The sequence below is a fragment of the Pseudomonas sp. RIT-PI-r genome, assembly GCF_001297015.1.
In the GTDB taxonomy this organism is placed as follows: Bacteria; Pseudomonadota; Gammaproteobacteria; order Pseudomonadales; family Pseudomonadaceae; genus Aquipseudomonas.
The window spans coordinates 19154-38377 of the sequence record NZ_LIGE01000046.1 but is presented as its reverse complement, the minus strand read 5'-3'; the positions used below and the strand labels follow the sequence as shown (position 1 = coordinate 38377).

The 19224-nt window shown below is 60.8% G+C and carries 18 protein-coding genes; 8 read left to right on the top strand and 10 right to left on the bottom strand.

Features of this window, described 5'->3' with window-relative positions; genetic code table 11:
- The first annotated feature begins 4 nt into the window (after nucleotides 1-4).
- The 6 genes from AK821_RS26960 to AK821_RS26935 all read left to right on the top strand — a co-directional run bounded on the left by AK821_RS26960 (nucleotide 5) and on the right by AK821_RS26935 (nucleotide 4397).
- Nucleotides 5-1585 (top strand): aldehyde dehydrogenase (NADP(+)), encoded by a 1581-nt coding sequence (locus AK821_RS26960; protein ID WP_064392967.1) that lies wholly within the window; start codon nucleotides 5-7, stop codon nucleotides 1583-1585.
- Between the two features lie 166 nt (nucleotides 1586-1751).
- On the top strand, nucleotides 1752-2063 hold the full coding sequence (locus AK821_RS26955) for a DUF5629 family protein (RefSeq protein WP_064392966.1): 312 nt from the start codon (nucleotides 1752-1754) through the stop codon (nucleotides 2061-2063).
- The gene (locus AK821_RS26950) at nucleotides 2050-3225 is read left to right on the top strand and encodes a lactonase family protein (RefSeq protein ID WP_064392965.1); all 1176 of its coding nucleotides are present in this window, start codon (nucleotides 2050-2052) and stop codon (nucleotides 3223-3225) included. The genes AK821_RS26955 and AK821_RS26950 overlap by 14 nt, the downstream gene beginning before the upstream one ends.
- A 156-nt stretch (nucleotides 3226-3381) precedes the next feature.
- On the top strand, nucleotides 3382-3561 hold the full coding sequence (locus AK821_RS26945; RefSeq protein WP_026000548.1) for a hypothetical protein: 180 nt from the start codon (nucleotides 3382-3384) through the stop codon (nucleotides 3559-3561).
- Between the two features lie 369 nt (nucleotides 3562-3930).
- Complete coding sequence (locus AK821_RS26940) at nucleotides 3931-4143, top strand: hypothetical protein (protein WP_064392964.1); 213 nt, start codon at nucleotides 3931-3933, stop codon at nucleotides 4141-4143.
- The gene (locus AK821_RS26935; protein ID WP_064392963.1) at nucleotides 4140-4397 is read left to right on the top strand and encodes a hypothetical protein; all 258 of its coding nucleotides are present in this window, start codon (nucleotides 4140-4142) and stop codon (nucleotides 4395-4397) included. Before AK821_RS26940 ends, AK821_RS26935 begins: the two co-directional genes overlap by 4 nt.
- 134 nt (nucleotides 4398-4531) lie before the next feature.
- Here the strand turns inward: AK821_RS26935 and AK821_RS26930 are convergent, their stop codons facing one another.
- From AK821_RS26930 to AK821_RS26920, 3 genes are read right to left on the bottom strand one after another with little or no spacing between them, the layout of a single operon-like run.
- Entirely contained in the window at nucleotides 4532-5116 is a 585-nt protein-coding gene (locus AK821_RS26930) for a glutathione S-transferase (protein ID WP_064392962.1), read from the bottom strand.
- Entirely contained in the window at nucleotides 5113-8754 is a 3642-nt protein-coding gene (locus tag AK821_RS26925) for an AAA family ATPase (RefSeq protein ID WP_064392961.1), read from the bottom strand. Before AK821_RS26925 ends, AK821_RS26930 begins: the two co-directional genes overlap by 4 nt.
- The gene (locus tag AK821_RS26920) at nucleotides 8751-9995 is read right to left on the bottom strand and encodes an exonuclease SbcCD subunit D C-terminal domain-containing protein (protein ID WP_064392960.1); all 1245 of its coding nucleotides are present in this window, start codon (nucleotides 9993-9995) and stop codon (nucleotides 8751-8753) included. Before AK821_RS26920 ends, AK821_RS26925 begins: the two co-directional genes overlap by 4 nt.
- A gap of 229 nt (nucleotides 9996-10224) precedes the next feature.
- Here AK821_RS26920 and AK821_RS26915 point away from each other — a divergent pair, with 229 nt between their 5' ends.
- Together AK821_RS26915 and AK821_RS30660 are read left to right on the top strand one after the other, a co-directional pair.
- Entirely contained in the window at nucleotides 10225-10605 is a 381-nt protein-coding gene (locus tag AK821_RS26915) for a hypothetical protein (protein ID WP_064392959.1), read from the top strand.
- A 73-nt stretch (nucleotides 10606-10678) separates the two neighbouring features.
- Nucleotides 10679-11071 (top strand): hypothetical protein, encoded by a 393-nt coding sequence (locus AK821_RS30660; RefSeq protein ID WP_152974197.1) that lies wholly within the window; start codon nucleotides 10679-10681, stop codon nucleotides 11069-11071.
- A gap of 180 nt (nucleotides 11072-11251) precedes the next feature.
- On the opposite strand, the gene AK821_RS26910 is transcribed toward AK821_RS30660, so the two are convergent.
- The 7 genes from AK821_RS26910 to AK821_RS26880 all read right to left on the bottom strand — a co-directional run bounded on the left by AK821_RS26910 (nucleotide 11252) and on the right by AK821_RS26880 (nucleotide 18768).
- A complete protein-coding gene (locus tag AK821_RS26910) occupies nucleotides 11252-12889 on the bottom strand; it encodes a BatD family protein (RefSeq protein WP_064392958.1) in 1638 nt (545 codons plus the stop codon).
- Nucleotides 12886-14622: a tetratricopeptide repeat protein gene (locus AK821_RS26905; protein WP_064392957.1), complete on the bottom strand. Its 1737-nt coding sequence runs from the start codon at nucleotides 14620-14622 to the stop codon at nucleotides 12886-12888. Before AK821_RS26905 ends, AK821_RS26910 begins: the two co-directional genes overlap by 4 nt.
- Nucleotides 14619-15698, bottom strand: coding sequence for a vWA domain-containing protein (locus AK821_RS26900; RefSeq protein WP_064392956.1), 1080 nt, complete (start codon nucleotides 15696-15698; stop codon nucleotides 14619-14621). Before AK821_RS26900 ends, AK821_RS26905 begins: the two co-directional genes overlap by 4 nt.
- Entirely contained in the window at nucleotides 15691-16188 is a 498-nt protein-coding gene (locus AK821_RS26895) for a DUF4381 domain-containing protein (RefSeq protein ID WP_064392955.1), read from the bottom strand. Before AK821_RS26895 ends, AK821_RS26900 begins: the two co-directional genes overlap by 8 nt.
- Nucleotides 16185-17129: a DUF58 domain-containing protein gene (locus tag AK821_RS26890; protein ID WP_064392954.1), complete on the bottom strand. Its 945-nt coding sequence runs from the start codon at nucleotides 17127-17129 to the stop codon at nucleotides 16185-16187. The genes AK821_RS26895 and AK821_RS26890 overlap by 4 nt, the downstream gene beginning before the upstream one ends.
- A 5-nt stretch (nucleotides 17130-17134) precedes the next feature.
- Nucleotides 17135-18094 (bottom strand): AAA family ATPase, encoded by a 960-nt coding sequence (locus tag AK821_RS26885; RefSeq protein ID WP_003218556.1) that lies wholly within the window; start codon nucleotides 18092-18094, stop codon nucleotides 17135-17137.
- A gap of 320 nt (nucleotides 18095-18414) precedes the next feature.
- Nucleotides 18415-18768 carry a hypothetical protein gene (locus AK821_RS26880; protein ID WP_064392953.1) on the bottom strand — a complete coding sequence of 118 codons (354 nt, stop codon included), beginning with the start codon at nucleotides 18766-18768 and terminating at the stop codon, nucleotides 18415-18417.
- Between the last annotated feature and the right edge of the window lie 456 nt (nucleotides 18769-19224).

Genomic DNA, 19224 nt, shown 5'->3' with positions numbered 1-19224 from the left:
TCCCATGACTCAGATTCTCGGTCACAACTACATCGGCGGTCAGCGCAGCGCCGCTGGCAACGTCAAACTGCAATCGGTCGACGCCACGACGGGCGAACAGCTGCCACACGATTTCATCCAGGCCACGGCTGAAGAAGTCGACGCCGCTGCCAAAGCTGCCGCTGCCGCATACCCGGCCTATCGCAGCCTCAGCGCCGAACGTCGCGCGCAGTTTCTCGATGCGATTGCCGATGAGCTGGATGCCCTCGGCGATGACTTCGTTGCCGTGGTATGCCGCGAAACCGCATTGCCGGCCGGACGGATTCAAGGCGAGCGCGGGCGTACCAGCGGGCAGATGCGTCTGTTCGCCAAAGTGCTGCGCCGGGGCGATTTCTACGGGGCGCGGATTGATCAGGCGCTGCCGGATCGGCAGCCATTGCCACGCCCGGATCTGCGCCAATACCGCATCGGCCTCGGCCCGGTGGCGGTGTTCGGCGCAAGCAACTTTCCGCTGGCTTTTTCCACCGCTGGCGGCGATACCGCTTCGGCGCTGGCCGCCGGTTGCCCGGTAGTGTTCAAGGCTCACAGCGGTCACATGGCCACGGCTGAACTGGTCGCCGATGCACTGATCCGCGCCGCTGAAAAAACCGCCATGCCGGCGGGCGTGTTCAACATGATTTACGGTGGTGGCGTCGGTGAGTGGCTGGTCAAGCATCCGGCGATTCAGGCAGTCGGCTTCACCGGTTCGCTCAAGGGCGGTCGGGCACTGTGCGACATGGCCGCTGCGCGCCCGCAACCGATTCCGGTGTTTGCAGAGATGTCGAGCATCAACCCGGTGATCATCCTGCCGCAGGCCCTTGCCGAGCGTTCGGAAACCGTCGCCCGCGACCTGACCGCTTCGGTGGTGCAGGGCTGCGGTCAGTTCTGTACCAATCCGGGTCTGGTGATCGGCATTCGTTCGCCAGAGTTCAGCGCGTTCGTGCAGCAGGTTGCGGGTCTGATCGGTGATCAACCGGCACAAACCATGCTCAACGCCGGCACTCTCGGCAGCTACGGCAAAGGCTTGCAGAAGCTGTTGGCACACGCCGGTATTGAACATCTTGCGGGTAATCCACAGCAGGGCAATCAGGCGCAGCCACAGTTGTTCAAGGCCGACGTCAGTCTGCTGATCAATGGCGATGAAGTGCTGCAGGAAGAAGTGTTCGGCCCGACCACGGTGATTGTCGAAGTGGCGGATCAGGCGCAACTCAGTGCGGCATTGCATGGCCTGCACGGGCAACTCACTGCGACTATTATTGGTGAGCTGGCGGACTTCGAGCGCTTCGCAGAACTGACACCGCTGCTGGAACAGAAGGTCGGGCGGATCCTGCTCAACGGCTATCCGACCGGTGTCGAGGTGTGCGATTCGATGGTCCATGGCGGGCCGTATCCGGCGACATCCGACGCACGCGGCACCTCGGTCGGTACGCTGGCCATCGACCGCTTTCTGCGCCCGGTGTGCTTCCAGAATTACCCGGACAGCTTGCTGCCCGAGCCGCTGAAAAATGCCAACCCGCTGCGCATCCAGCGCCTGGTCGACGGCAAACCTAGCCGCGAAGCCCTCTGACACCCCCCAATCCCCTGTAGGAGTGAGCCTGCTCGCGATAGTGGTTTCGCATTCAACATATCTGTTGGATGACACACCGCCATCGCGAGCAGGCTCACTCCTACAAGGGGCAGGTACGACAATGAGCTATCATTGGCCCTTTCCCCCCTTAGAAAGACTGTTTGCCATGACTGCCCAAACCCTTCTCAACGCCCTCGAACACTGCGGTATGGTCGAAATCGACGGCCTGCATGCCTTCGAATTCGCCCTCGACGAGGACGATAACCTGCACATCGAATGCATCGATGGCCGAGCGGCCAAGCATTGGGAGTTCACCCCGGCTCAGGTTGCAGCGGCAACGTTTGATGACTCCCTGCAAAGCTGGCTGATCGTCGGTTATTTCAATGAAACCAAAGCGGTCGGCGAACACCGCCTGGTCTGCCACGGCGATGTAGTCAGCAGCAGCGACGATGAGGATGACACTGATGAAAATGCGTAAATTCTGGCCGCTGCTGATGGCCGGCAGCGTCGGTGCCATGGGCCTGTCCACGGCCTCCGCAGAAAGCTTCCAATTGCTGGTCGGTTCCTACACCGCCGGCACCAGCCAGGGCATCTATCGAATGAACTTCGACAGCGCTACGGGCCAGATCGACGCGAAACCGCTGCAAGTGGTCAAAAGTGAAAACCCGTCCTGGCTGACCCTGTCCAAAGACCAGCAGCGCCTGTTTGTGGTCAACGAGAACGGCCCGGGCCAGGAAGACCCGGTCGGTCGCGTCAGCAGCTATTCGATCGATCCGAAAACCCACACGCTGACCCTGATCAATCAAGTGCAAAGCCTGGGCAACGAGCCGACCCATTCAAGCCTCAGCGCTGACGCCAGCCACTTGTTCGTCAGCAATTATTCAGTGATGGAAGATCCGGGTGGAACGCTGGCGGTATTGCCGGTCGGTGCCGACGGCAAACTCAAACCTGTCGTGCAGATGAGCGCGCACCCGGCCAGCCGGATCAATCTTGAGCGCCAGGCCTCCAACCACGTGCACTCGACGGTTTCTTCGCCTGACGGCCGCTACGTATTCTCCAACGATCTGGGCGCGGACAAGGTTTTCGTCTACCTGTTCGATCCGAAGGCCAACCCGGACTTGCCGCTGACGCCGGCGATGACCGCCGCAGTGCCCTTGCCGGCCGGCAGCGGCCCGCGTCATCTGCTGTTCAGTGCTGACGGCAAGCACGCCTGGCTGACCATGGAAATGAGCGCGCAGGTCGCGGTGTTCGACTACCACGACGGCGTACTGACGCAAACCCAACTGGTCGATCTGGCCACCGGTCAGCCGACATCGGACAAGGCCGGGGCGGCATTGCACACGTCTGCCGATGGCAAGTTCCTCTACGTCAGCAACCGTGGCACCGCCAATCAGCTGGTGGTGTTCAGCATCGATCCGGCGACCGCGCAGCTCAAAGAGCTGCAAAAGCGTTCGGTTGAGGGTGATCACCCGCGTGAGTTCAGCCTCGATCCAAGTGGCAAATTCCTGCTGATCGCCAACCAGAAGAGCAACCAGATTGTCGTCGTCGAGCGCGATGCCAAGACCGGTCTGCTCGGTAAAACCGTGCAGAAACTGCCGATGGACGCGCCGAGCGACCTGAAGTTTTTGCTGCGACAATAAGCCACAGGCCCCGGTTTACGGGGCCTGTCTGCTTGTATTAATTGCACTGATATCGGCTAACGTTACAAAGCATTTCAGGCAATCAACCCTCGAGCGTTAAGTTTGCTTCACGGCCCAACCGGGCAAGCAAGCCAACCGAACACGAGGGTTACCGCCATGAACTTCAATCTCTTCTCCGTGATTGCCGCTTCCGCCATCTCTGCCACCGTGGTACTGCCAGCCGGTGCCAACGTTGAAATCGCCAGCAAAAAATCCCACACCCAGAGCTACACCCAGAAATACCTGCAACAAAGCGCCAACTTCTACGCCGCACTGGATCACAAAGCCCAGCACTGAACGCCTGCACCGAACTCCCCTGTAGGAGCTGCCGAAGGCTGCGATCTTGATCTTGCCCTGATCGTTCCCACGCTTTGCGTGGGAATGCCTCTAGGGACGCTCTGCGTCCAGTGACGCGGAGCGTCACGGGCTACATTCCCACGCAGAGCGTGGGAACGATCGGCAAAAGCAAAATCAAAAGATCGCAGCCTTCGGCAGCTCCTACGCGTTTGCGTGTGTTTTTCGCAGCACGATAGGGTTCTTCAAACACGCAGATAGACTGGCTAAATAATCAACGAAGCTGATGTTCACTATGGCAAACCCTGAGTGGTTAGCGCGGCTTATTTGATTGATTCTGTGGGCATCGAAACATGCCCACGGGAGAACACCATGGCCAGCGCAATCATCACTTCAGCCAAACGCGGCGCCTACCTGGCCATCGGTCTGTACCTGGCCGTGGTGCTGGTCGTCAGCATCGCCTCGCAGATGGAACACACGTTCGACGCACCGATCGACGTCGCCCACCCCGGCATCCAGTTCGAAGTCCGCTCGCAGAGCGTGATGGTCGACCGGGCCGAACTCGCGGGAGTCGGCGGCGCATGAAGGGCTACAGACTTTGGGTAGTTGCCGGTTTGGCGTTCTTCACCAACGGCGCTTCATTATTGGGTATCGGCCAAGGCTCGGTAGGCGCACTGGCCCGGGCCATAGAGGCCAACCACAACATCGCGCACAACATTGAACGGGCGAATACGCTGGGGCTGATGGCGGGGAATCCACCGGTAAAGGCTTCGGCCGATTTTCTCGGGCCATTCGAAGTGGATTGCATGGCACTCGGCATGTGCAACGCGCTGGCGTAAAGCGCTTGACTGATCGTTCCCACGCTCCGCGTGGGAATGCAGCCCCGGACGCTCCGCGTCCGATTGGAACGCAGGGCGTCCCTTGAGGTATTCCCACGCAGAGCGTGGGAACGATCAACGCAGGAAGGTAAGGGTTATTTCTTCATGATCGAGGTGAAGAGGTCGGATTCGAGGAAACGCTGCAACCAGGCTTGTAAGCGAACATAAGGCGTCTGGGCAAACCACTCACGATCGACATGCGCAAACTGCCGAACAAACGGCAGCAGGGCGATATCCGCCAGGCTCGGATGATCCGCCAGCAAATAATCGCGATCCTGCAGCAACCCCTCCAACCGCTGCAAATACACCGCGCCCTCAGCCCGATAAAACTCCATCGGTTGCTCCGGATAACGCTCGGCATACTTGTAGCGATTCAAATCAACCTTGAACCCCTGATCATTCGCCTCGATCAACTCGGCAATTCGCGAATCGCCATCAAGCAACCAGTCCTGCGGATCATTCTGCGCCAGTGCCCAGTGCATGATCTCCAGACTCTCATCGATCACCCGCCCACCGGCATCCAGCACCGGCACCGTACCTTTGGGCGAGATCGCCAGCATCTCCGCCGGTTTGGCCTTGAGGCTGACTTCAACGATGTCCACCGGCACGCCCGAATAGCGCAGGGCCATCCGCGCCCGCATCGCATACGGGCAGCGGCGGAAGGAATACAACGTGTTCATTTCACCTCCAGTGTGCTCAAACCGTTGCCCTGACGCTGCACCTGAATCTGCACGGGAATCCGTTCGTGCATTTCCTGCACGTGGGAAATCACTGCGACTTTTCGACCCTGGGCCTGCAAGCCATCGAGCGCATCCATCGCCAGTTGCAACGACTCCGGATCGAGGCTGCCGAAGCCTTCATCGATAAACAGCGATTCGATTTTCAGCGTGCTCGAGGCCATCGATGCCAAGCCCAAGGCCAGCGCCAGCGACACCAGAAAGGTTTCGCCGCCGGACAACGAATGCACCGAGCGCAGTTCGTCACCCATTTCCGTGTCCATCACCAGCAGGCCAAGCATGCTGCCGCCGCGCTTGAGACGATAGCGTTTGACCAGTTGGCGCAGTTGCACGTTGGCGTGATGCACCAACAGGTCGAGGTTGTAGGCCTGGGCAATCTTGCGGAAAGTGTCGCCAGTCGCCGAACCGATCAAGGCACTCAGCCGCGCCCAGCGTTGATACTCGGCGTAGGCGTCGGCGATTTGCTGGGCCAGCGCCTGATTGGCGTTCTGCCGACGTTGATCCTCGACTTGCTCGGCGCGCAGTTCGGCGCACTGCTGTTCGCTGACAGTGAATTGGTTTTGCAGGTCAGCCAGAGCTGTAGCGAGTTGTTCGGCGTCGAGATTGCCGTTGCTTTGTGCCTGATGGTCGAGCAGTAACCGCTCACGCTCCTGCAACAGGACCGTGGCCTGCTCAATGGCTTTTTCGTTCTGTTGCAAGCGTTGACGCAGTTCGCCGAGTTGCGTGTCATCGACCCGCAGCAAGTCTTCGAGGCCTCCGTCATCCAGCTCGGGGTGACGCGCACGCCAGTCGGCAATCTTGCTCGCCAGATCCTGTTCTTCGCTTTCCAGCGCCTGCAAGCGTTCTTGCTGCGCCTTGAGTTCAGCGGCGATCTGCACAAGTTGCGTGCGCACGCTTTGCAGCTCCTGCGCGGTGTTGGCTTCTGCGTTGCGTGCCTGTTCCACCCGCTGCTCAAGCTGCTGCTGCCACTGTTCGGCGCTGCTGTGCTCGCCAAGCAATTGCGTGAGTTTCTGCTGGCAGATTTGCTGCTGATCGGCCAACGCGGTGAACTGCTGCTGCGCCGTCTGCGCTTGCACGACTCGGGTCTGCTGACGATCCTGTTCTTTTTCCAGGGTCTGCTGGCGTTGTTGCTGCTCGCTCAACTCTTCCTTTTGCTGATCGACTTGCGCCAGGCGCTCGGCGATCTGCCGGTCGAGCTGCATGAAGGTAGCCGCCGGCTCCTGGCGCAGGGCTTCAAGGGTGTCGGCCGGGAGCAGGGTGGCGAATGCCGTCAGTTCTTCGTCAAGGCGCTGGTGGTCGCTGCTCAGTTCGCGTTGCTGGTTGCTCAGCTGTTGCGCGGCCTGCTGATGCGCCGTTTCGGCCTGACGCAATTGCTGGGTCAGACGCGCGGCATCCTGTTGCAGGGTGAGCAGGGCGCTCTGGCGTTGTTCGTCCTGAGCGATGCTCTGGTTCAGTTGCTCATGTTGCCGGCTCACCCAGGCATCGCGCTTGTCGGCGTCCTGATTGAACAACTGCGCGGCCAGCGGATGCGCGTCGAGGCTTGGCGCGAGTGCTTGCTGCTGAGTCGTCAGTTGTTCCTGCTGTTGCAGCAGCTCTTTCTGCTGAGCAATGACCGCCCCCACGTCGGCCCGCAATTCGCTGAGTTTTTCCTTGAGCTGATCGACCACTTGCTGCGCGTTGGCCTGTTCGCTTTCATCATGACGACCAAGGCTTTGCAGCAGTGCTTCCGGCTGGTGATACGGATGCTCATTGCTGCCACACACCGGGCACGGCTGATCATCCTGCAACTGCGCGCGCAACTCTTCGACACTGGCACTGCGCGCCAGCCGCTGGCGCTCGAGCAGCTCGCGGGTGACGTTGAGGGTTTGTTCGGCGACGGTCAGTTCGGCTTTGCTTTTCACCCCGTCCTGGGTCAGGCGTTCGCGCTCCTGCTGGGCGCTGAGCTGACGCTGTTGCAGTTCGCTGCTGCGCTTGTCCAGATCCTGTTGCGTGGCCCACAGGCGTGACAAGTCTTCAAAGGCGCGCAGTTGTTTGCGGTTGTCCTGCAGCAGCGTGCCGAGGAGGCCGATCTGTTCGGCGACGGCGTCGGGTTCGGCGCCGGCTTCCTTGAACAACACTTCCAGTTGCTGTTTCTGCGTGGTCAATGTATCGGCGCTACGGGCGGCGTTATCTTCCAGGCTCGCCAGCTCGGCCTGACCCTTGTTCAGGCGATTGCCGATCAGCATCAGTTGTTGCAGACGATCACGGTAGGCATTCCACGCGTCGCTCAACGGCGCCAGATGGGCACTTTGCTCAAGCTCAGCGGCGATGCGTTGCAGACGTTCGCCGACCTGAGTCTGTTTTTCCTGCAAAACCTGTATGGTTTTCTGGCCTTCGGTGCAGCCGGTTTTTGCACTGTCTCGGGCTTCAGCGGCAGCCGCCACATCCTTGCTCAGGCGGGCGAGGGTGCTTTGCTCTTCAAAGGCCTGACGCAACAGCGGCGCGTTCTCCCCTTGCCGTTGCTGCGCTTGGCTCAGAGTGACTTTTGCCGCTTCGAGGGCTTGTTCAAGTTGCGTCTGGCGCTCAGTCAGTTCTGTGTGTTGCTGCGTGTGCGCGGCTATTTGCGCAGCCAGTGGCGTCAGCAGCGCATCGAGCTCGGTTTTACGCGCGAACTGGTGCCGCTGCGGGCCGAGCTGTTCGAGTCGTGTCAGTTTCACCCGCTCGCCGGCCAGACTTTCCGATTGCTGCCGTGCACTGTGCAGTTGCTCGGTGGCGGCCTGTTGCGCGTCCTGCAATACGCGCAAATCCTTGAGCCAGCCGTGCTGTTGCTCAAGTTGTTTGAGCTGCGCCTGCTGCAACTTCAGTTGTTGCTGCGCGGCGTTGAAGCGCTCATCCAGTTCCGCTCGCGCCTCGGGTGGCAACGGGGTGACGCCGGTGGCTTGATCCTGCAGTAGCTTGTGTGCTTCGCGAGCCTCTTTGGTCTTGTCGAAGGCGCGACGGCCGAGGCGGGTATACAGCGCGGTGTCGGTGAGTTTCTCCAGCAGTTCGCTGCGATCGTTGTCGTCCGCTTTGAGGAACGCGCTGAACTCGCTCTGCGCCAGCAGCACGGCGCGGGTGAACTGTTCGAAGTTCAGGCCCAGTGCCGCTTCCAGCTGGGTTTTGTATTCGCCTTTCTGGCTGGCGAGCAGTTGATCCTGATCGATGTCGCGCAGGCTCTGACGACTGGCTTGCAGCTTGCCGCCTGCCTTCTCACGCGCACGATTGGCTTCCCAGCGCGCCCGATAGCGTCGGCCATCGACACCGACAAAATCCACTTCGGCATAACCTTCGCCGGTGCCGCGACGCAGCAAAGTGCGCGGGTCACCGGTGGCGATTTCGCCGTCGGCATCGGGGACTTTGGCGTCACGCCCGGTGTTGTTCAGGCGCGGCACGGCACCGAACAGCGCCAGACACAAAGCATCGAGCAGGGTACTTTTGCCGGCGCCGGTCGGGCCGGTAATCGCAAACAGCCCAGCGCTGGCCAACGGTTCAGCGGTGAAATCGATTTCGAACGGACCGGCCAGCGAGGCGAGGTTCTTCAAGCGAATGGCGAGAATCTTCATGGCTGCTCGCCCTCCAGTTGTACGTCTTGCAGCAGTTCGGCGAAGTCCTTCAGCGTTTGCTCATCGACCTCGTTGCCGTAGTTGTCGAGCCAGGCGCGGCTGAACAGTTCCTGCGGCGTCAGTTGGTCGAGTTCGATCAGTGTGGTGCCTTCCTCCTCGCCGTCAGCGCCACGTTTACCGGCGTATTCGGCGGCAATGCGCACCAGCCGCACGGCTTTGCCTTGCAGGGCATTTTCCACTTGATGGCGCAGGTCTGGCTGCGGCTCGTCGAGGATCACCCGCACTTCCAGCCACGGCTGACGCTGGGTTTCGGCAAGCAGATCGATGTTCGGCAGGTCTGCCAGTTGCAGCAGGATCTCGGCCAGCGGTGCCGGGCCGATACGTTGCAGATTGACCGAACGCGGGATCAGTTTCGGTTCGACGCTGACCAGCGTTTCGCCATCGAGGCTGATATCGAGAATCTGATGCTGATAGCCGATCTCAGAGAACGACAACGGAATCGGCGAACCGCTGTAGCGAATGCGTTCTTCACCGTTGACCTTCTGCGGCTTGTGCAAATGGCCGAGGGCGACATAGCTGATGCTTGGCCCGAAGAGACTGGCGGGCAGGGCTTCGGCATTACCGATGATCAGACTGCGCTCGGAGTCTTCCGATACCGAGCCGCCGGCCATGTGCGCGTGGCTGATGGCAATCAGCGCCTGGCCGGGTTTGCGCTTGGCGTTGGCCGCTTCGATCAGCCATTCGTGCACCTGACCGATGCCACGCAAATAGTTGTCGCCCAAATGCGCGCCCGTCACTTCCGCCGGGCGCAGGAACGGCAGCGCCAGGCACCACGCGGCAATCTCGCCTTGTGCATTGGGCAGCGGCAGCAGTAGACGTTCGGCATCGAGCTGGCCATCGTCCAGCCACAACACCCGGCCCGGCGCATGGGTGCGCAAACGGCGCATCAACGGCGCGGGCAGTTCGATCCGCGAGCCGGAATCGTGGTTGCCGGCGATCATCACGATGGTCAGCAACGGCTGCTGCTCGTGGGCGCTGACGATGAAATCGTAAAGGCGTTCCTGGGCTTTGACCGGCGGATTGACCGTGTCAAAGATGTCCCCGGCAATCAGCAGCACATCCGGCTGCGCCAATTGCAATTGGCGCAGCAGCCATTCGAGGAAGCACGCATGCTCGAAATCGCGCTCCTGGCCGTGCAGGTTTTGCCCAAGGTGCCAGTCGGAGGTGTGGAACAGACGCAAGGTGGACTCCGCTACAGAATGAGTTGATGGCCACGGATGGAGCGCGCGGCGAAAAGGGGAGAGTTTACAGATTATTGCGCTGGGAGGGCTTGTCCGGGAGGAGGACGCGCGTATCACGTCGATTTCAAAAAATTGACGCCCTGATATCCGCTGCCTACCATCGAGCCACTATATTGACATCGTTTTCGCTGGTGCGAATCGCCGCTGGTTGAACCGGAGTAGAAGAGAAATGCGTGTTGAAAGCTTGTTCAATCAGGCCAGAGGGATGGTCAAAGGGCTTTATTCTCACGCGATGGATGAGCTCGGGTTTCGTCCCGAGCAAGCATTTGCCTATGCTCAGGACGAGCTGGAGCGCCTGATGCGCAAAGACGCACCTGGCCCCAATGCAATCCTGCAGACGGCGATTTATATGGAAGGTCTCCGGCGAGGCCTGAAGTTATCGAAAGACAGCCCCTACGCGGTTGATATGTTGGGTATTTTGATCGATACGTACGGGCAGTGCAGCGTTGAGAGTCTGGCCGAAGCCGGGGCCGATGACGAAGAACTGAAAGCCATTCGGTCGGACATGGACACCGTGCGCAATGTGTTTCTTTCTCAAGAGCTACGGTGAGTCAAAAGACAGCGCTTGAACAGAAAAAGCGTTGGCTAATGCTATGTGACGCTACTGTGATTGGGGAGTGGTAATGAAAGTTGGCGCTTGTGTTGACTTGCAAGGGTGGCTGGTAATTATAAATCATAGATTGTTCCTCGTTCCGGAGAACTACTGCGAAAACTATGCGGAGGGTGATCGCTACGAGATTTCAAGGCCGGAGATAATATTTGCAGTTGCAGAGCTGGTTCTTCCACTCGGTGGAGGGAAGAGCTTTATATTTCACAGGTCGAAATTGTCGGGAATCGTGGTAAGCGACTCTCCGATCAAAATAAATCCCGTGTCTCTGTCTGTTGAGGAGAGAGGGCGTGGATATATTTGCATAGATGTTGCAGCTGCTTCTCTAGATAGATACAGAGAGCGATATGAGGATTTTTGTGAAAAGGGGCGTTCGGTTAATTCAAATGACTGGTTGGATTATTTATAAGAATGTAATCGTCTGTCCTCTGGAAATGACAGGTAGACTTTAAACCTGCGCATCAATCTGCGTGCCGCCGATTGCCTTTGGTCTTTTTTGATCTTTAGCAAAATCAAAAGATCGCAGCCTTCGGCAGCTCCTACACATAACTCCTGTAGGAGCTGCCGAAGGCTGCGATCTTTTGATCTTTTACTTCGGATAAAGCGGTGGCAGGCCACTGTCGCCCACTGGGTCGTGTACGCGCTCAGCGGTCGGAATCGTGCGGATCGCTCGCCACAAATCTTCACCTTGCCAATGCTGGCCGGTTTCGCTGTAAAGCGCGCCGTTGAGCCCGTCGAGGGCGTCCGACAAGGGCACAAACCGCGCCGCCATGTCCGCCAGGGTTTCCGGCTGTTGACGCGCCCACGCATCCAGCGCCTGCCGCGTTGCTTGCGGATCGTTGGCCTGGCTCGCGCGCTTGATGTCATCCATCAAGGTGCGCGGGCTCGGGCCGGTTTGGGCGGCGCGATGTACCGCCGGTTGCCAGCGCGCGCGCCACCAGAGGCCGAAGCCGAGCAGGGTGGTGCAGGCGAGAATCAGCGTGCTGAGCTTCCACCACCACAACACATCGTTATCGACGACACTCGGTTGCAGCGTACCGGCCGGCGTATCGACCTGCAGGCTCGGGTTGTTCGCCACTTGCAGGGTGCGTGCGGGCAAGCTGCTGTGTTCCAGGTGATCTTCGAAGGTGTTCCACCACACCACGTCGACCGTCGGCAGGTCGATTGCGCCGCTACGGCTGGGCACCAGCGCTTCGCGTTCTTCGCGCGTGCCGACCAGGCCGCGGTCGGTGCTTTGATTGCTCAGCACCGGTTGATCGGGGTAGCGGCGCAAACCGTTGACGTCGGTGGCGGGCAGCACTGGCAGTTGCGAACTGGCGAGACCTTCGACTTTCAGGGTCAGGCTGCGGGTCAGCGAGTCGCCCACCTGCGTGTGCTCCGGTTCCGGATTCCAGCTTTCGCTCAACGTCAGACTGCGCGCGGGCAGCCATGGCGCGTCGACGGGGTAGGTCAGGGGTTTGGGTTTGACCGTCAACGGGATGTCGGCGGAACTGACACGCATCAGTTTGCCCGGCTTCGGCCCTTGTGCGCTGACGTCCGGGGACGGTTGAGGATCGACCAGCGTGGCGCTGAACGTTTGCGGGGCAATGGTCAGCAAGCCGCTGTGCTGCGGGTAGATCGCATAACGCATTTCGATCACGCCGTGGCGCACACCGTTGATGTCTTTCTCGTACGTTCGCGTATCGCCCAGTTGCTCGATGCGCGCATCGGTGATCTGCAACGGGGTCAGGCTGCTGTCGTCGTACAGCGACACTGAATGGTAGATGCGCAACGTCAGGATCGCCTGGGCCTGCACATAGACGCTGGACTGATCGAGACTGGCTTCGATGAACACCGGATCGAGGCCGTTGTTGTCTTCGCGGGTAGCGCTTTCAACCACTTGCACGGTGATTGGCTGGCTCTGCACATCGCCCATCTGCAACGGCGGAATCACCACGCTGCCGTTCTCTTTCGGCAACAGCGTGATGATCCAGCGGGTGGTCGCGCGGTTGTCGCCATTGAGCGTGTTCAACTGGTTGACCTGGCGCGTGCCACGCACTTCGAACAGCGGCTCCAGAGGGGTCAGGTCAGGTTTGCCGAACTGGGTGACGTCGCTGGTTTCGAGCGTGAGTTCGACCGTCTCGCCGGAGTTCAGGCGACTGCGATCCACGCTGGCGGTCAACTCGGTCGCCTGGGCGGTGGCCGTGCAGATCAGCAAGGGCAGCAAGAGAGCGGTGAAACGGGTCATCGAGTGTTTTCCTGATCCTGATGTTGTTGCTGTTCGTACCAGAATTTGCGTCGCAACAGTTCGCCCGGGTCATCCGGGATCTTGCCCAGCCATTGCTCCAGTGCCTGGCGTTGTTCGCCTTCGAGGTTGTCCTCGGTGGGGCGCAGGGTGGGCACGGTGTCGGTTTCTTCTTCCTCGTCGCTGCCCGGAATCTCATTGGGGCCCGGTTGCGGCGGCGTGGTCGGCGGTGGTTCGCTGGCCGGTTCGGCGGGCTGCGTGTCGCCCTGGGTTTCGCTTTTCACCGCAGGCGGCGGCGCGGTAGCGGGTGGCGGTTCATCGCCGGGCAGACTTTGCTCGGTCGGTTTCTGTTCCGGCTCAACGGGCGGCGGGGTGTTTTTCTGCTTCAGCAGGTTCTCCACCAGTGCCTTGTTGGTCTGTGCCGGGCGCAGATCCGGTTGCAGTTCCAGCGCCTGCTCGTACGCATCGATGGCTGCTTCCAGCTCACCGCTTTTCGCCAAGGCGTTGCCACGATTGTAGTGGGCGCGGGCGTCGCTGCCCTCGGCAAAGCGCTGGGCGGCGCCACTGTAGTCGCCAGCCTCGTACAACGCCACCCCTTGCCACTGATGATCGTCGAAATGCTGCGCGGCTTCGGCCGGGCGCTTTTGCTTGAGCAAATGCAGGCCCTGTTGGTCCGGGCGCAGCCACAAATCTTCGAAGTCGAAAGCGTAGCTCGGCTGTGGCAGGCACAGCAGCAACGGCAGGCAGAACAACCAGCCGCGACGCCCGGCGCACGCAGCGAGCAACAATAGTGGCAGCAGCAGCCAGTAACCCTGATCGGCCCAAGTGTCCAGGCGCACGGTCTGGCCATCGTCTCGCAAGCTGCGCGGGCCATTGAGCAGGCCGAGGGCGCCGAGGTCGGCTTCGTCCAGTCGTGCCGGGTGGTAGTCGCCGCCGACACTGTTGAGGAAGGCGCTCAGGCCGGGGCTGTCGAGCTGCGGCACACGGATTGCGCCTTGCTCGTCTTTAAGGAAGCTGCCGTCCTCTTGAGCAATCGGCGCACCTTCAGCAGTGCCGACGCCAAGCATCAACAATTGTGCGGATTCACCACTGAGCGCACGACGAATGCCTTGGCGTTCCTGTTCATCAAGTGACGAGCCGATCAACAGAATCCGCCCCTGACCCAGTGCGCCTTGCTTCAACAAGGCCAGCGCTTTGCTCACCGCCAGATCGGCGCGATGACCGCTCTGCGGCATCAGCGATGGCTTGAGCGCATCAAGCAGGTTGCGACTGGTGGCCAGGTCATCCGACAACGGCACCAGCGTGTGCGCGCTGCCGGCGTAAACGACGATGGCGGTCTGCGCATCGCTGCGCGCCTGCAACAGGTCGAACAGCTTGCGCCGCGCCTGTTCCAGTCGTGTCGGCGGCGAATCGGTGGCGAGCATTTCCGGGGTCAGTTCGAGCACCACCACTAAAGGGTCGGCAGGTTTCTGGCTGGTCTGTTCGACACGCTCCCAACTCGGCCCGAGCAGCGCCAGAACGGTCAGCAACCACGCCGCGCCGAGGGCGATCCACGGCAGTTTGCTGTCACGTCCGTTGCCGCCGCTGAGCAAAGTGGCGTGGAATGCCGGCGGCAGAATCATCTGCCAGCGCCCGGCGCGTTTCTGCCGGTGCCAGAGCTGCCAGATCAACCAGCCGAGCAGCGGCAGCAGCAACAGCCACCAAGGACGGAACCAGTGCGGCCAGAGCGCGATCATCGGCGCCTCCGCAGACGCAGGCGCTTGAGACGCTCGCGCCAGTCAGGCAGCGGGCTTTGCAGATACAGCTCCTTGCTGAACAGGCGTTGCAGCGGGTTATCCGGCCACAATTCGCGGGCGACCAGCAGCAGGCTCAACCACAGCGCCAGTGCCAGAGGCCAGTGATACAACGCCTGAGCCGGGCGTGCCTGAGTCGGTTGCTGGGTCACCGGTTCGAGCTGGTCGAGGGTGTCCTTGATCGCTTGCAGTTCTTTGCCGTCGTGCGCACGGAAGTATTGGCCACCGGTGACTTCGGCGATGGCCTTGAGCGCCGGTTCGTCGAGGTCCAGGCTCGGATTGACGCCGAGCAGACCGGTCGAACCGCTGTCTTCCGGATTGGCGCCGATGCCGATTGGATAGATTTTCACGCCTTCGCTGGCGGCTAATCTGGCTGCGGTCAATGGATCGATTTCACCGCCATTGTTGGCGCCGTCAGTCACCAGAATCAGCACGCGGCTTTGCGCCGGGCGCATGCGCAGGCGTTTCAGGGCCAGACCGATGGCATCGCCGATGGCGGTGTTCTTGCCGGCAATGCCGATCCGCGCTTCGTCGAGCCAGACGCGCACGGTGTGGCGGTCGAAGGTCAATGGCGCTTGCAGGTACGCTTGACTGCCGAACAGGATCAAACCGACGCGGTCGCCGTCGCGGCTTTCAAGGAAATCGCCGAGCAGATGTTGCACCAGGGTCAGGCGACTGACTTCTTCGTCCTGCCACTGCATATCGGGGAAATCCATGGAGCCGGACACGTCCACCGCCACCAGCAGATCGCGGCCACTGGCGGCAATCGGCAACGGCTCGCCGAGCCATTGCGGGCGAGCGGCGGCAGTCAGCAGCAACAGCCACAGCAGCATGAACGGCGCCTGTTGACGCCACGCCGGCAGATTCGCCCGGGCGCGACGGCGGGCGAGGCCTGCGCGGTCGGACAGAAAGCTGACTTGCGGCGCCGGTTCGCCGCTGTCGGCCACCGGCAGCACAAGGCGCATCAACCACGGCAGCGGCAACAGCGCAAAGATCCACGGCCAGGCGAACTCAAACATGTTTGCGAATCCACGTGTCGACGGCTTGGGTCAGGCCGGCGATGGCCTTGTCGTCGAGTTTGCATTCCGGTTTGTACGCGCCTTCGACCAGCACCATCCAGCGCGTCAGGCCCGCCGCCGGGCAGCGGTTATCGAGGAATGCCAGCCATTTACGCCCGTTGAGGGTGTGGCTCTGGCTGTACGGGTAGTGGTTGCGGCACAGGCGTTTGAGCAGGCCATTGAGTTGTTGCAACCAGGCACCGGCCGGGGCGCCGTCGTAGGGCTTGGGCATTTGCGCGAGTTCGGCGAGGGCGGCGATGCGCACCGGGTCGAGCGGCTGTTCGGCGCGTACGATCGGGCGTTTCTTCATGGGAATGAAACGGCGCAGGCGCCTTACGGCGAAACCCAGCAGCGGCAGCAACAGAAGCAGCAGCCACCAACCCGGCGCCGGTGGCCAGAAGGCAATCGGGGGCGGCGAGATCAGCGGGTGCAGTTGTTCGAGGCCGTTCATCGACCTTTCCCCGGACGCTGCGGATTGAGGAACGCGCGCATCTGCTCGACCATTTCACTTTGCGTGCTCAGCGGCATCAGCAACACCCGCAACTTTTGCGCGAGCAGTTCCCAGCGGGCGATGCGTGCTTCGGCTTGGGCGCGATAAGTCTGGCGCAGGTCGAAATTCAGCGTGTCGAGTTCCAGTTGTGCGCCGCGCTCGGCAAACCTCAGCAGGCCGGCAGCGGGGAGGGCATGATCCAGCGGATCAGAGATGGGCAGCATCAGCAGATCGCAATGGCGCGCCAGCAGGCTCAGCTGTTGCTCGGCGCTGTCGGACAACGCGCGTTCATCGCAGATCACGATGGCCAGGCTGCCGGGGCGCAGCACTTCGCGGGCGCGGCGCAGGGCTACGCCAAAGGCATCGCGATCCGGCTCACGCTCGGTGTGCAGCGACTGATTGACCTTCACCAGACGGTTGAGCAGTTGCAGCAGGCTTTGCTTGCTGCGTCGTGGCTTGATTTCGTAATGCTCGTTGTCACCGAATACCAGTCCGCCGACCCGATCGTTGTGGCCCAGCGCGGCCCAGCCGATCAGCGCCGCCGCTTGCGCCGCCAGTACCGATTTGAACATCAGCCCGGAACCGAAAAACAGCCGCGTGCTTTGCTCGACCATGATGAAAATCGGCCGTTCGCGTTCTTCATGGAAAAGTTTGGTGTGCGGCTCTTGCGTGCGCGCCGTCACGCGCCAGTCGATGGTGCGCACGTCGTCGCCGGCCTGATAGACCCGCACCTGATCGAAGTCGACGCCGCGACCACGGAATTTCGAGTGATGCAGGCCGATCAGCGGGCTGCGCTGACTCGGCGTGGAAAACAATTGCACTTCGCGCACCCGATGACGCATCTCGATCAGCTCGGCGAGGCTGACGCGGATGCCCGGTTCGGACGGCAAAGGGGCGTTCATGGGGGTCAAGCGACGGCTACGACGTCGAGAATCCGCTGCACCACCCGATCCTGATCGATGCCGGCGGCTTCGGCTTCAAACGACAGAATGATGCGGTGGCGCAACACGTCGAACAGCACCGCTTGAATGTCTTCCGGGCTGACGAAGTCGCGACCGGCCAGCCAGGCGTGGGCACGGGCGCAGCGGTCGAGGGCGATGGAACCGCGCGGGCTGGCGCCATAGGCGATCCACTCGGCCATTTCCGGGTCGAACTTGGCCGGCGTACGGGTGGCCATGACCAGTTGCACGAGGTATTCCTCCACGGCATCGGCCATGTACAGACCAAGGATTTCCTTGCGCGCGGCAAAGATTGCCTGCTGGCTCACGCGGCGTTCAGGCTTGGTTTCGCCGTTCAGCGCTTCGCCACGGGCCTGCTGGAGGATGCGGCGTTCGACGGCAGCGTCCGGGAAACCGATTTTCACGTGCATCAGGAAACGGTCGAGCTGGGCTTCCGGCAGCGGGTAGGTGCCTTCCTGTTCGATCGGGTTTTGCGTGGCCATCACCAGAAACAGTGGCGACAGTTCATAGGTGCTGCGACCGACACTGACCTGACGCTCGGCCATGGCTTCGAGCAGCGCCGATTGCACCTTGGCCGGCGCACGGTTGATTTCGTCCGCCAGCACCAGGTTGTGGAAGATCGGCCCTTGCTGGAACACGAAACTGCCGGTTTCCGGGCGATAGATCTCGGTGCCGGTGATGTCGGCCGGCAGCAGGTCAGGGGTGAACTGAATGCGATGGAACTGGGCTTCGATGCCCTCGGCGAGTTCTTTGATCGCTTTGGTCTTGGCCAGACCCGGCGCGCCCTCGACCAGCATATGGCCGTCGGCGAGCAGGGCGATGAGCAAACGCTCGATGAGTTTTTCCTGGCCGAGAATCTGCGTTGAAAGAAAGGTTCGCAGCGCCAGCAGCGCTTCACGATGTTCCATCGGTGACTGTTCCTGGAAAGGGGTGGCCACAGGCGTTCGGATAACGCCGGGGCTGGGGGCGTTACTTTAATCCATCGCAGGGGGTGGCGACTAACGGCATTTTGTAGAAAAGGGCAAAAGATCGCAGCCTGCGGCAGCTCCTACAGGTGATTGCATTCCAATGTAGGAGCTGCCGCAGGCTGCGATCTTTTGGCTGTCTGTGAAGGCCTCATCGCTGGCAAGCCAGCTCCCACAGGTATCGGCGGTGTGCATGCGATTTGTGCAACACATCAATCACTGTGGGAGCTGGCTTGCCAGCGATGAGGCCAGAACGGACGCCATCAAATCTCGTTAATGAAGGTACCCGTCCCATCAAGGATGTTCGTCAAGGTCTCGACCACCTCATCCATATCCACCATATCCGGGTTAAAGCTGATCTCCAGCACATCATCCCCATTCAACGCATCAGCATCCGCCGCCGCGATCTCGATCTTCAGCAGCGTCGAAGTCAATGTGACTTTCACCCCGTCGAGCGTCGAAGGCTCGCCATCCAGGGTGATTTCCAGCTCATCCTCATCCGGATAACGGCTCATCAGGAACATGTCGCCCTTGTCGCTGTGGCAGCAGAGCATGGCCATGTTGTCTTCTTCGTCATCGCACGGGTTGACGATCAGTAGGGCGGTGGTCATTTGCATGGTCAATTCCTGCCTCGAGGGGCGTGTTGGTCGCTAATGGGCGCGATTCTGCCAGTCCTCGGGAATTTCTGCATGTGAGAGTGTCAGAGGATGTGTCGTGAACGCGACGTGGGTCAATGGTCATTTCTGGCACGCATGTACCGTAAAAACGGGCATTCAGACCAGCGTTTTGCGCCATGAGTGCTAGTGTTTACCGGTGTCAAACCCTCGGTTTACGTGCCAATGACCGAATATGTCGCAGCACCGCAAGCAGACACATTGTCGCACCCTTTAAGCTGCGCAACGGATGAGCACCCGTAAAGGCATTGTCGGCGACGCTGACAGTCGCTTTTGCAGATGCTCATTCAATGGAAGGTGAATGTGACCTCAGTGTCCCGTCCAGCTTCACCCACCTGTCCCCCTGTTTCCTCTGCCCGAGAATCAGGAACAGGGCGACACAAGCCCCGAAAGGGGTGT